The following is a 12,232-nucleotide window of genomic DNA, read 5'->3' as shown; positions in this document are numbered from 1 at the left end:
GCCGATCCGCCTAGGTCGCGCGATGCCGCACCAGCAGGCCGCGCGACCGCCACGTTGGCGTCGTGACCGGAAAAGCAGCGAAAAATGTTGATTCCTTTACCGAAAACCGCCGAAATGAGCTTTGCACCCCTCGGCAAGGCAGAATGCGGCCGCTCGCTTGTTGATTGATTGGTCGCCTGCGGCTAACGATCATGACAATGTGAATGAAATTGCAGAGGGAATTTGCTTGGACGCGATCGAAAAAGCGATCCGCAATGCCTTCGAGAAAGGCAATGCCGACGACCGGGCGTTTCGCGAGCGGGTCTATCGATCGGCTTTCGCGGCACTCGACCGTGCCCTGCAGGCCAATCCAAACGTCACCGTGGAGGTCGCCATCAAGCGCCGCAAGGCGGTCCAGGCCAAGATCACCGAAATCGAATCGGAATTCCTGCCGGCGGTTCCCGATGTCGCCGCGCCGACCGACAGTTTGGAGACAGCACCGGCGGTGGAGCCTCCAGCTGAAACCGAAACCGAAGCCGAGCCCGTGCCGTCGTCCGATGTCGTCGTTGACGGTCCGGCGCAGCCGCCCGAATCCGATGCGCCCCGGTCGCGCGTCCTGCCGGTCGTCCCCGACATCATGCCCGATGCACCTGTTGCCGAAGTGCCGGTGATCGACATGGGGGCCTCGGCTCCGACCGAAGCCGACGTCGAAACCGACGATGCGGAAGTGACGCCCGACCGCGACGACCGGCGGGCGAGGCGGCGGCGCCTGCCTTTGACCGCGATCTTCCTCGGTGTGACGCTGCTCGCAGCCGCCGGCATCGGCCTTTATTTCGCCAACCAGACCGGCGTCTTCAAATCGGCAACCGAACTCGACACGGCGCCGCCGGAAGTGCCGCCAACGGTCGACGGCGACGATTTCACGCCGGATGACACCGCTTCGCCGCCAAAGCAGGGCGAGGAGGACCAGGCGCGCGACTGGATCAACGTGTTTTCGCCGGGCGACCCGACGCAGGTCAATGCGCCGTCGGACGCCAAGGCCGACGTTGTCCAGGACGAAAGCGGTTCCTTCCTGCGCATCCGCTCGGGCGCATCCGGCTCGGCCATCAGCTTCGACGTCGGGCAAGGCGTGCTGGAGAGGATCGCCGGCAAGCATGCCACATTCGACATCATCGCACGCTCCGAGGAGGGGCAGGAGACGCAGATTTCCGTCGACTGCAATTTCGGCGAACTCGGCGACTGTGGCCGCAAGCGCTATGCGGTCGGTCGCGAGCGCAATGAATATCTGTTCGACGTGCGCCTTCCCGACAAGCGTCCGGGCGCTGCCGGCACCATCGCCATCAATTCCGACTTCGACAAGCAGGGCAAGTCGGTCGACATCTACGAGATCCGCGTTTCAGTCCTTCCTTAAGTTAACTGTCGAGCAGCGCCTGCAGCGTCTCGATGCGGTCGGCTTCGGCCGCCGGCTTGTCCCAGCGCAATCGTGAAATGCGGGGGAAGCGCATGGCGACGCCCGATTTGTGCCGCGTCGAGCGGTTGAGCCCTTCGAATGCCACCTCCAGTACGAGGCCTTGTCTGCGGTCGGCACGCACTGAGCGCACCGGGCCAAAGCGCTCGATCGTGTTGTCGCGGACATATTTGTCGATCTGCCTCAGTTCTTCGTCGGTGAAGCCGAAATAGGCTTTTCCCACCGGCACCAGCTCTTCCGATCCTTCCGGCCCGGACCAGACGCCGAATGTATAATCGGAATAGAAGCTCGAGCGCTTGCCGTGGCCGCGCTGGGCATACATCAGTACGGCGTCGACCGTGTGCGGATCGCGCTTCCATTTGAACCAGGGGCCCTTCGGCCGCCCGGCCACATAAGGCGAATCCCAGCGCTTCAGCATGACGCCTTCGATGACCGGATGCAGCGGCTTGCGGCGCAATTCCTCCAGCGCCTGCCAGTTGGTGAATTCGACCAGCGGCGACAGATCGAAGCGGCTCGGATCGAGTGTCCTCACAAAGGCCTCGAGCCGGCCGCGCCGTTCGCGGAAGGGAAGTCCGCGCACATCCTCGTCGCCGATCTGCAGCGCATCGTAGCAGCGCATGAAGGCCGGGTATTGCTGCTGGATCTTGGGTGACACGCTCTTGCGGTTCAGCCGCTGCTGCAGGTCCGAGAACGTGCCCGTCGCCTGCCTGGGGTCTCCGACCAAAAGCTCGCCGTCGAGGGCGCCGGAAAAATCCATCGCCTCAGCAAGATCGGGAAAGGCGCCGGAGACATCGTCACCGGTGCGCGAATAGAGCCGGCGAATGCCGCCTTCGCAAACCGCCTGGACGCGGATGCCGTCCCATTTCCATTCGGCCGCGTAGTCGGCCGGGTCGAGCTTTTCGAGGTCGCCGTCACCGACGGCATTCGACAGCATCACCGGCCTGAACAGCGCCAGCGCCGTCTTCCTGGGTTTTTCCGCTTTACCCTCCAGCCAGGCGAACAGCGCGATATAGGGCGGCGTCAGGCCGTGCCAGAGTTCCTCGATTTCGGCGATTTCGACCCTGCCGAAATCAGCGAGCGCCTGCTTGGCCAGCCGCGCCGAGACGCCGATGCGCAGGCCGCCGGTGACCAGCTTTATGATGGCAAAGCGCGCCGAAGTGCTGGCGCTGTCGAGCAGCCGGGCCAGCACCTGAGGCCCGTCCGAACGGCTCGCCGCCTGCAGCTTCGCCACCACTTCGGCCAGCGTCGGCTCGTGGTTCGCAATGTCGACCGGCGCTTGCGGCCAGACCAGCGACACGGTCTCGGCCAGGTCGCCGACATAGTCGTAGGAATAGCCGAACAGCACCGGATCCATGCGCTCGACGACCAGCGTGCGCAGCATCGCCGGCTTGACCGCGGCGATGGACAGATCGCCGGTGATGGCCGCCAGCGCCAGCCCGCGGTCAGGATCCTCGACGCTGCGGAAATAATCGGTCAAAAGCGTCAGCTTGCCGTTGCGCGACGGCGTCAGCACCAGCCGGTCGAGAAGCTCGGCGAAGCGGTTCATGGGAGGAGCGCCAACGGGGGAAGCTTGCGATCCTTCGCGCCCCCCTCTGTCCTGCCGGACATCTCCCCCACGAGGGGGGAGATTGGATGTCGCCACTGGTTTCGCCAATCTCCAGCGTTGAGGGAACGAGCGCGGCGCCAAAGCTGCCGATCTCCCCCCTCGTGGGGGAGATGGCCGGCAGGCCAGAGGGGGGCGCGACAGAACGCCATACCGGCGATTTCCACCATCAATCGCCCTCGTCCTCATAGCCAACCAGATGCAGCGGCCTGGCGGCGATGCCTTCGAGTTCGCACCAGCGCACCAGCGCCTCCTCGCGGCCATGCGTCACCCAGATTTCCTCGGCGCCGGTCTCCTTGATCGTCGCTGTCAGCTCGTCCCAGTCGGAGTGATCGGAGATGATCAGCGGCAGCTCGACGCCGCCCTGTTTGGCGCGCTGGCGGATGCGCATCCAGCCTGAGGCGAAGCACGACATCGGATCGGGAAAACGCCGCGCCCAGCGATCGGCGAACGCGGATGGCGGGCCGACGACGATGGCGCCGGCAAAGTCGCTTTTCGCGCCGCTCTCGACGGTCGCCGGTTCCAGTGTGCCGAGATCGATGTCCTGGCTCTGGAAATACTCGCTGAGCTTGGCCAGCGCGCCATGGATGTAGATCGGCTTTTCGTAGCCGGCATCGCGCAGCAGGCGCATGACGCGCTGCGCCTTGCCAAGCGCATAGGCGCCGACCAGATGCGTGCGTTCGGGAAACTGCTCGGTCGATTTCAGCAACCGGGCGATCTCTTCGCTATCGGGCGGATGGCGGAACACCGGCAGGCCGAACGTCGCCTCGGTGATGAAGACGTCGCATTTGAGTGGCTCGAACGGCTCGCAGGTCGCGTCCTTCTGGCGCTTATAGTCGCCGGACGCGACGATGCATGTGCCCTGATGCGCGACCTTGATCTGCGCCGAGCCCAGCACATGGCCAGCCGGGTGAAAGCTGACGGTGACGCCGTCGAGCGTGATCGTCTCGCCGAGCACGGCGGCTTGCGTCGTTCCGGCAAAATCTTCGCCGTAGCGCAGCCCCATGATGTCGAGCGTCTGCTGCGTCGCCATCACCGAGCGGTGGCCGGGGCGGGCATGGTCGGAATGGCCATGTGTGATCAGCGCCCGGTTGACCGGCCGCACCGGGTCGATGAAGAAATCGCCGGGCGGGCAATACAGCCCTTCCGGCCGGGGATGAAGCAGGTCGCTGGCGCGCATGGCCCCAAGATAGGCGCTAATTCCGGCGCGGGAAGCCTGTTGTAAGTCACTGCTGACTCCAGCATAGAGCGCAGGCCGGCCGCAAAACACCGGCGGAACCTGATCGCCATGAAACCGCTCCAGACTTCGTCCGGCGATCCGACCGCCGACCGCCGCGCCGACTATGCCGAAATGCTCCATGCGTCCGGCGATCATGCGGCAGCGTCGGAATTGCTGCTCGGCGCGCTCGAACTGGCGCCGCAATGGCCGGCCGGCTGGTTCCGCCTCGGTGAGATGCAGGAGGCGGCGGGCGCGCCCGATCTCGCCGCGCAGGCCTGGACGACGGCACTGCGGCTGGACCCGGCGGACAGGCTCGGCGCGGTGCTCAAGCTGCAATTGATCGGCAAGGCAGCGGCCGCCCAGGCGCCGCCCAGCGCCTTTGTCGAGACGCTGTACGACCACTATGCCGGAAGCTTCGAGGGTGAGCTGGTCGACAGGCTAGGCTATCGTCTGCCCGAATGTCTCGACCGAGCCATCCGGGCAGCACGGCCGGGCCGGTTTTCGCTGGTGCTCGATCTCGGCTGCGGCACCGGCCTCATGGGCCAGAGACTGCGGCCGATCGCCGATCGGCTGGAGGGTTACGACATCTCGGCCGGCATGCTGAGGCAGGCGCGCGCCAAAGGCGTCTACGATCTGCTCGTCAAGACGGACCTGCAGGATTTTTGCTATTCAGGCCCGAAAGCCGATCTGGTGACGGCGGCAGATGTGTTCATCTATCTCGGCGCACTCGACAAGGTGGTGACCAAGATTGCCGGAATGCTTGCCGGCGGCGGTCTGTTTGCGTTCTCCGTCGAGACGCTCTCCGGCGGCGACCTATCTGGCAGCGGCGATTTCGCCTTGCAGCCGTCGCGCCGCTATGCGCATTCGCAAAGCTATGTAGAGCGGGTTCTGGACGCCAACGGCTTTTCGGTCCTGTCGCTGCAGGCAACGATTATCCGGCAGGATCGCCGCGAACCGGTCGAAGGGCTTGCCGTACTGGCAAGCTTGCTTTCCGGCAGCGTAAAATCTGGCTAAGACTCCTGCCGCTGCACAGGAGAGTGGCAGCTGCGAAAGACAAGGAGCACGTTCATGCGCTGGAACATGATGGTCTTGGCATCTTGCTTGGCGATGGCCGGCTGCGTCGGCAATTCGATGTCCGAACGGCAGGACGAAAACGTCCAGTCCTCGCTGCTATATGACAAGGTGCCTTGCGACCAATTGCTGGCGCAACGAAACGGCCTGGCGCAGCAATATCATTTGCCGGTGGACGCCAAGCCGTCCTTCTCCAACCCGGCGACGGGCTTCGGCCCGTTCACGCCGGACATGCGCTCAAAAGCCAAACGTGACGCCGACCAGGCAAGCGGCAAGATCGACGCCATGAACCGGTCGATCAGCCGCCGCGAATGCGGCAAGCCGGCCAAGCAGAACAAGCTCAGCCTGACCTGACCGGACCCTAATCCGCCACCTTCCATTGCTCGCGCGAGGCACTGGCGGGGTAGACGCCGAGAATGCGCATTTCGCGCGAGAAGAAGGCGAGCTCGTCGAGCGCCAGCTTCACCAGCGGGTCGTCGGGATGGCCCTCTATGTCGGCGTAGAACAGCGTCGCCGTAAACGCGCCGAGCTGGTAGCTTTCCAGCTTGGTCATGTTGATGCCGTTGGTGGCGAAGCCGCCCATCGCCTTGTAGAGCGCGGCAGGCACGTTGCGGACGCGGAAGATGAAGGTCGTCATCATCTTGGCGTCGGCCGAGGGGCGTTCGGCCCATTGCTTGTTCTTGGTCAGCACGACGAAACGGGTGACGTTGCTGTCGGTGTCCTCGACATTCTCCTCGATGATGTCGAGCCCGTAGAGCGTCGAGGCCAGCGCCGGCGCCAGCGCGGCCATGGTGCGGTCCTTCATCGCGGCGACCATCTTGGCGGCGCCCGCCGTGTCGCCGGCAACCGTCGCCTTCCAGCCGTTCTTGCGGATGTATTTGCGGCATTGGCCGAGCGCGTGGATGTGGCTGTGCACGGTCCGGATCTCGTCGCGCCTGACGCCGGGCAGCACCATGAGCTGGAAGTGGATCGGCAGGAAATATTCGCCGATGATGTGCAGCTTCGATTCCGGCAAGAGGTGATGGATGTCGGCGACGCGGCCGGCAATGGTGTTCTCGATCGGGATCATGGCCAGATCGGCCTTGCCGGTCTCGACGGCGTTGAAGGCGTCCTCAAAGGTCGGGCACGGCAACGGCTCCATCGACGGGAACATGTTGCGGCAGGCGGTGTCGGAATTGGCGCCCGGCTCGCCCTGGAAGGATATTTTGTTGGTCTTTTCAGGCATGCAAAGAGTCTCGGGAATTGGGGGAAGAATTTCTTAGTTGGAAAGGAGCGCCCTGGCGCGTTCGAGATCGTCCGGCGTATCGACGCCAAGCGGCACCGACTGCACGATCTCCGCATCAATGCGCATGCCGGCCTCGAGCGCCCGCAACTGCTCCAGCCGCTCGCGGCGCTCCAGCGGCGACGGCCTCAGCGCAACGAAGCGTTCGAGTGCGGCGCGGCGATAGGCATAGAGGCCGATATGATGGTAGAGCGGGCCTTCGCCCCAGGGGGCGGTGGCGCGGGTGAAATAGAGCGCCCTGAGCCGCGTCGCCGAGAGTGGCGAGCCGACCAGCTTGACGACGTTCGGATTGGTCTTTTCCTCGTCGCGGACGATCTCGACGCAGAGCGTGGCGATGTCGACCGCTGCGTTCTCGAAAGGCTTAAGCGCGGCGCCGATAACAAGGGGCTCGATGGTCGGCAGATCGCCCTGCACATTGACGATGGTCTCGACGCTGTTGCCAGGGTCGAGAATGGTCAGCGCTTCGAAGATGCGGTCGGAGCCGGTTTCGTGGTCCGCCCGCGTCATCACCGCCTCGAAATCATGCGCGCGCACCGCCTCCGCAACGCTTTGCGTATCGGTGGCGACGACGACCCGGCCGAGGCCGGCCTCGGCAGCACGGCGGGCGACGTGGACGATCATCGGAGTGCCGGCGATGTTGGCCAGCGGCTTGCCCGGCAGGCGGGTCGAGGCCATGCGGGCCGGGATCAGGATGAGGGTGGACATGAGGCGGGCAGGGGCTCGAAAAAGAGGAGGACAAAAGTGGCAAAAGGTCTCACTGGCAGCGCCCTTATAGGTGTTGCAACGCCGGAGCAAAAGACCTAGTTTCCGCGCGATTTGACCGCCTCGCAGGGTGGTTCACGATACCGACGGACGGAGTGGACGGATCGGTCCGCCGGAAAAGGGAGCCTGGGGCGTATGGATTCCAACGAAGTCAACAAGCTGCTCGCCGCTTTCCTCGGCACGGTGTTCATTGTCTTTTCCGTTGGCATCGTGTCCGACGCGCTGTTTGCCTCGCCGGCGCCGGAAAAGCCCGGCTTTGCCATCGAGGCGACCGAGCCTGCCGAAGGCGGCCCGGCCGCTCCCGCCGCGGAGGCCAAGCCGATCGCCGAGCTGCTGACCACCGCCAACGCCGAAGCGGGCGCCGCCGTCTTCAAGAAATGCCAGGCCTGTCATTCCGGCGAAAAGGGCGGCCCCAACAAGGTGGGCCCCGATCTGTGGGACATCATCGACCGTCCGGTCGCCGAGCATGAGGGCTTTGCCTATTCTGCCGGCATGAAGGAGTTCTCTAAGGGCGGCAGCGAGAAGTGGACCTACGACAACCTCAACCACTTCATCACCTCGCCGAAGAAGTTCGTGAAGGGCACGGCGATGGGTTTCGCCGGCCTGCCGAAGGATGAGGACCGCGCCAACGTCATCGCCTATCTGCGCACGCTGTCGGACAATCCGAAGCCGCTGCCGGCGCCCGGCGCCTCGGCCGAGAACGCGCCCGCCAAGCCGGCCGAAGGTGCAGCCCCTGCCAAGCCGGCAGAAGGCGCGGCGCCAGCCGCTCCGGCTGCACCCGCAAAATAACAAAACTGTAATGACATAATCCTTGAAAAAGCCGGGTTCAGCCCGGCTTTTTCGTTAGGAAAAATGCATATGCGACGACAAAGCCGCTCCGTTGCGGTTTTCAGCGCCGCCAAATGATCTAGATTGGGCCCAGACGCTATGGTGACGGCGCTATATCGCGAAGAGGAGAACGCATGACGGTTGGCCGAGCGCGGACGCTTCTGAAATCGGTGCTTATGCTGGCTGCTTTTGCCGGCGGCCTGCAGGCGGCCCTCGCGGACGAATGGCGCACGACCTCGTCGCTGATCGGCGAATCCAAATATGGCGACAACTTCCAGCACTACGATTACATCAATCCGGATGCACCCAAGGGCGGCACGCTGAATTCCGTGGTGCTTGGTACGTTCGACAGCTTCAATCCCTACATCGTGCAGGGGTCGCCGGCTGCCGGCTTCGCGCAGTTCGGCGGCGGCCTGCTCTACGACACGCTGATGGAGCAGGCGACCGACGAGGGCAGCACCAGCCATCCGCTGATCGCCGACGCCTACAAATATCCGGCCGACTATTCCTCAGCGACCTACCGGCTCGACCCGCGGGCGAAATGGCATGACGGCCAGCCGATCACCACCGACGACGTGATCTGGTCGTTCCAGGTGCTGAAGGCCAACAGCCCGCAATATAGCCGCTATTTCGAAAACGTCACCGACGCGGTCGCCATCTCCGACCGCGAGGTCGAGTTCCATTTCAACCAGAAGGGCAACCGCGAACTGCCCAAGATTCTCGGCGATCTCGTCGTATTGCCCAAGCACTGGTGGGAAGGTACCGACGCCAATGGCAAGAAGCGCGACGTCACCAAATCGACGTTGGAGCCGCCACTCGGCTCGGCCGCCTACAAGATCGCCAGCTTCAAGCCGGGCTCGGAAATCGTCTGGCAGCGCGTGCCCGACTACTGGGCGGCCAAGCTGCCGGTGAAGATCGGCCGCGAGAATTCCGACAGCCAGCGTTTCACCTATTTTCTCGACGACAATGCCGCCTGGCAGGCCTTCACCAAGGGCGGCTTGGACGACATCAAGCCGGAGAACAGTTCGAGGCGCTGGAACACGGCCTATAATTTCCCGGCAGTCCAGGCCGGCGACGTCATCAAGAAGGAATTCAAGACCGCGTCGCCCGAACCGATGCAGGCCTTCATGCTCAACACCAGGCGCCCGCTGTTCCAAGATCGCCTGGTGCGCGCCGCCTTGATGTACCCGTTCGACTTCGAGACGATGAACCGGACCCTGTTCTTCGGTTCCAATACCCGCACCAGCAGCTATTTCCAGGGCACGGAACTGGCGTCGAGCGGCCTGCCGCAAGGCAAGGAACTCGAAATCCTGGAGCAGTACCGTGACAAGCTGCCGCCCGAGGTCTTCACCCAGGAATTCAAGCTGCCGGTCTACGACAGCCCGCAGGCGGAGCGCAAATACCTGAAGACCGCGGTCGATCTGTTCGCCAAGGCAGGCTGGGTGATCAAGGGCGGCAAGATGGTCAACGCCAAGACCGGCGAACCGTTCAAATTCGAAATCCTCGGCTGGAACGACACCGACCAGGTCATCGCCAGCCCGTACATCGCCAATCTGCGCAAAATCGGCGTCGATGCGACGCTGCGCCTGATCGATCAGACCCAGTATATCAACCGCGTCACCCATTTCGACTTTGACGTGGTCACTTCGATACTCGGCCAGTCGGACTCTCCCGGTAATGAACAGCGCGATTTCTGGAGCTCCAAGGCCGCCGATTCGCCGGGATCGCGCAATTACGCCGGCATCAAGAATCCGGTCGTCGATGCGCTGGTCGACCGGATCATCTATGCCACCGACCGCGACGATCTCGTTGCCGCCACCCATGCGCTCGACCGGGTGCTGTTGTGGAACTTCTACGTCGTGCCGCAATATTACCGCGCCGTGGTCTGGCTCGCCTATTGGAACAAGTTCGGTATGCCGGAAAAGCAGCCCGCCTATAGCGGCGTCGACCAGAATTCCTGGTGGATCGATCCGGTCAAGGAAAAGGCGCTGGCGGCCAAATACAAGAGTGGCAATTGATGACGGTGCTGCCCCGTCGCGACTTCCTCGCCCTGGGCGGTGCCGCCGCGGCAGCTGCATGGCTGCCCGGCCGGGCTTTCGCCACGACCCCGACCGGCGTGAAACTGCACGGCCTGTCGGCCTTCGGCGATCTCAAATACGCGCCGGATTTCAAGCATTTCGACTATGTGAATGTCGACGCGCCCAAGGGCGGCACCTTTAATTTCGGCCCCTCGCAATGGGTGTTCAACCAGAATCCCTACACCTTCAACACGCTGAACAGCTTCGTGCCCAAGGGTGACGCCCCGCCGCGCATGGAAATGTGTTTCGATTCGCTCATGACCGGCGCACAGGACGAGCCGGATTCCATCTATGGACTGCTGGCTGAAAGCGTGACGATCTCGGCGGACCGCAACATGTTCGAGTTCGCCCTGCGCCCGCAGGCGCGCTGGCATGACGGCTCGCCGCTGACCGCAGAGGATGCCGCATATACGTTCACCCTTTTCAAGAATCAGGGCCATCCCGATCTCTCGCTGCCGCTCCGTGAGATGACCCAAGCCGTCGCCGCCGATACTGGAACGCTGAGATTGACCTTTTCGGGCAAGCAATCGGAACGTACCATCCTGGATGTCGCAACGTTCCCGATCCTCTCCAAGGCATATTTCGCGATCGCCCCGTTTGACAGCTCCCGCATGAAGGCGCCGCTCGGATCCGGCCCTTACAAGGTCGGGTTGGTGCGTCCGGGACAGACAATCGAGTTCGAGCGCGTCGTGGACTATTGGGGCCGCGGCCTGCCGGTCAATAAAGGACAGTTCCATTTCGACAAGCTGCGCATAGAGTTCTATGGCGACCGTCAGGCGGCTTTCGAGGCTTTCAAGAAGGGCGAAGTCCATTTCCGCGAAGAGGCAACGTCGCGCGTATGGGCTACCGGCTACGATTTTCCGGCGCTCACCGCAGGCAAGGTGGTTAAACGCGAGTTTCCTTCCGAAAAGCGCCCGTTAATGTACGCGACAGCCATGAACCAACGGCGCGAACGGTTTCGGGATATGCGCGTGCGCCGCGCAATTGCGTTGTGCTTCGATTTCGAATGGACCAACAAATCGCTGTTCTACGGCCTCTATGATCGTTCGCAATCCAATTTCGAACGATCGGAATTCAAAGCCACCGGCGTACCGTCTCCTGACGAACTGACGCTGCTGGAGCCGCTTCGCGACAAGCTTGCGCCTGAAGTCTTCGGCGAAGTCTATGCTCTGCCCCCATCCGACGGCAGCGGCCGTGACCGGAAATTGCTGCGCGCATCGCAAAAGCTGATGGCTGACGCGGGATGGAAACGGTCCGGTCAATTTTTCCAGAATGCCGCCGGCGAAACTTTCAGGTTAGAAATCCTTGCTGACGACGAAGGTTTGGTGCGCATCTATGGGCCGTGGGCGGAGAATTTGAAGGCCATCGGCTTCGACGCCTCAATCCGCCTGGTCGAGTCGGCACAGCACCAAGCCAGGCAGGCGAGCTTCGATTTCGACATGATAGCGATGGCGGTGCTGTTCTCGCCGACGCCAACACGGGAGGGAATGGACGGCATCTTCCATTCACGCTCGGCCAACCTGCAGGGATCGCGCAATCTGTCCGGCACGGCAGACCCGGCGATCGACATGCTTGTCGAGGCGATAGACCGCGTCAAAAACCGTCAGGAACTGACGACAGTGCTGCGTTCGCTGGATCGGGTCTTGCGCGCGCGCATGGACTGGATTCCTAGTTGGTATTCGGCGAATCACCGCGTGGCCTTCTGGGACATGTTCGGTTTCGACGAAACGAAACCCGACTACGGCTTCGCGATGGAAGCGCTGTGGTGGTTTGACAGGGACAAGGCGGCAAAGATTGGCAAAGGCTGAATTTCTTGCGGGCGTTGGCGCCGCCCCTCACCTGCCTGCCGGCATCCTCTCCCCGTATAGCGACGGGGAGAGGGGGGCTTTCATCGAGGATTTCGCCAACCACAAACATGGCAACAAAAGCGCCGAGACTACGG

At 63.1% G+C, this 12,232-nt stretch carries 10 protein-coding genes; 6 read left to right on the top strand and 4 right to left on the bottom strand.

Annotated features, from left to right (window positions below; translation table 11 throughout):
* The first annotated feature begins 226 nt into the window (after positions 1-226).
* The gene (locus NKH89_RS09130) at positions 227-1,390 is read left to right on the top strand and encodes a hypothetical protein (RefSeq protein WP_352483270.1); all 1,164 of its coding nucleotides are present in this window, start codon (positions 227-229) and stop codon (positions 1,388-1,390) included.
* 1 nt (position 1,391) lies between these two features.
* Here NKH89_RS09130 and NKH89_RS09125 read toward each other — a convergent pair whose 3' ends face one another.
* Positions 1,392-2,993, bottom strand: coding sequence for a cisplatin damage response ATP-dependent DNA ligase (locus tag NKH89_RS09125; protein ID WP_352548794.1), 1,602 nt, complete (start codon positions 2,991-2,993; stop codon positions 1,392-1,394).
* A 226-nt stretch (positions 2,994-3,219) separates the two neighbouring features.
* Positions 3,220-4,230: a ligase-associated DNA damage response exonuclease gene (locus tag NKH89_RS09120; protein ID WP_352483268.1), complete on the bottom strand. Its 1,011-nt coding sequence runs from the start codon at positions 4,228-4,230 to the stop codon at positions 3,220-3,222.
* 108 nt (positions 4,231-4,338) lie between these two features.
* Here NKH89_RS09120 and NKH89_RS09115 point away from each other — a divergent pair, with 108 nt between their 5' ends.
* Entirely contained in the window at positions 4,339-5,283 is a 945-nt protein-coding gene (locus tag NKH89_RS09115) for a class I SAM-dependent methyltransferase (RefSeq protein WP_352483267.1), read from the top strand.
* A gap of 54 nt (positions 5,284-5,337) precedes the next feature.
* On the top strand, positions 5,338-5,694 hold the full coding sequence (locus tag NKH89_RS09110; RefSeq protein ID WP_352908621.1) for a hypothetical protein: 357 nt from the start codon (positions 5,338-5,340) through the stop codon (positions 5,692-5,694).
* Between the two features lie 7 nt (positions 5,695-5,701).
* Here NKH89_RS09110 and NKH89_RS09105 read toward each other — a convergent pair whose 3' ends face one another.
* Positions 5,702-6,565 carry a prephenate dehydratase gene (locus tag NKH89_RS09105; protein WP_352483265.1) on the bottom strand — a complete coding sequence of 288 codons (864 nt, stop codon included), beginning with the start codon at positions 6,563-6,565 and terminating at the stop codon, positions 5,702-5,704.
* A 33-nt stretch (positions 6,566-6,598) separates the two neighbouring features.
* Positions 6,599-7,327, bottom strand: a complete 729-nt coding sequence (locus NKH89_RS09100; protein ID WP_023717846.1) for a 3-deoxy-manno-octulosonate cytidylyltransferase — start codon at positions 7,325-7,327, stop codon at positions 6,599-6,601.
* Positions 7,328-7,519: 192 nt separating this feature from the next.
* Between NKH89_RS09100 and NKH89_RS09095 the strand changes: the two genes are divergently transcribed.
* The 3 genes from NKH89_RS09095 (at position 7,520) to NKH89_RS09085 (ending at position 12,098) form a co-directional block, all read left to right on the top strand.
* Positions 7,520-8,173, top strand: a complete 654-nt coding sequence (locus NKH89_RS09095; protein ID WP_352483264.1) for a c-type cytochrome — start codon at positions 7,520-7,522, stop codon at positions 8,171-8,173.
* A 173-nt stretch (positions 8,174-8,346) separates the two neighbouring features.
* Positions 8,347-10,230, top strand: a complete 1,884-nt coding sequence (locus tag NKH89_RS09090; protein ID WP_352716756.1) for an extracellular solute-binding protein — start codon at positions 8,347-8,349, stop codon at positions 10,228-10,230.
* Positions 10,230-12,098, top strand: coding sequence for an extracellular solute-binding protein (locus tag NKH89_RS09085; protein ID WP_352590819.1), 1,869 nt, complete (start codon positions 10,230-10,232; stop codon positions 12,096-12,098). The genes NKH89_RS09090 and NKH89_RS09085 overlap by 1 nt, the downstream gene beginning before the upstream one ends.
* Positions 12,099-12,232: the final 134 nt, after the last annotated feature.

Source organism: Mesorhizobium sp. M0923 (assembly GCF_040319365.1).
Taxonomy (GTDB): domain Bacteria; phylum Pseudomonadota; class Alphaproteobacteria; order Rhizobiales; family Rhizobiaceae; genus Mesorhizobium.
Note: the sequence above shows the minus strand (reverse complement) of the source record. Positions and strands in the feature narration are given on the sequence as shown.

Coding starts and splice junctions, on each gene's coding strand:
- NKH89_RS09125 (WP_352548794.1), bottom strand. CDS start 2,993: ATGAACCGCTTCGCCGAGCTTCTCGACCGGCTGGTGCTGACGCCGTCG.
- NKH89_RS09120 (WP_352483268.1), bottom strand. CDS start 4,230: ATGCGCGCCAGCGACCTGCTTCATCCCCGGCCGGAAGGGCTGTATTGC.
- NKH89_RS09115 (WP_352483267.1), top strand. CDS start 4,339: ATGAAACCGCTCCAGACTTCGTCCGGCGATCCGACCGCCGACCGCCGC.
- NKH89_RS09110 (WP_352908621.1), top strand. CDS start 5,338: ATGCGCTGGAACATGATGGTCTTGGCATCTTGCTTGGCGATGGCCGGC.
- NKH89_RS09105 (WP_352483265.1), bottom strand. CDS start 6,565: ATGCCTGAAAAGACCAACAAAATATCCTTCCAGGGCGAGCCGGGCGCC.
- NKH89_RS09100 (WP_023717846.1), bottom strand. CDS start 7,327: ATGTCCACCCTCATCCTGATCCCGGCCCGCATGGCCTCGACCCGCCTG.
- NKH89_RS09095 (WP_352483264.1), top strand. CDS start 7,520: ATGGATTCCAACGAAGTCAACAAGCTGCTCGCCGCTTTCCTCGGCACG.
- NKH89_RS09090 (WP_352716756.1), top strand. CDS start 8,347: ATGACGGTTGGCCGAGCGCGGACGCTTCTGAAATCGGTGCTTATGCTG.
- NKH89_RS09085 (WP_352590819.1), top strand. CDS start 10,230: ATGACGGTGCTGCCCCGTCGCGACTTCCTCGCCCTGGGCGGTGCCGCC.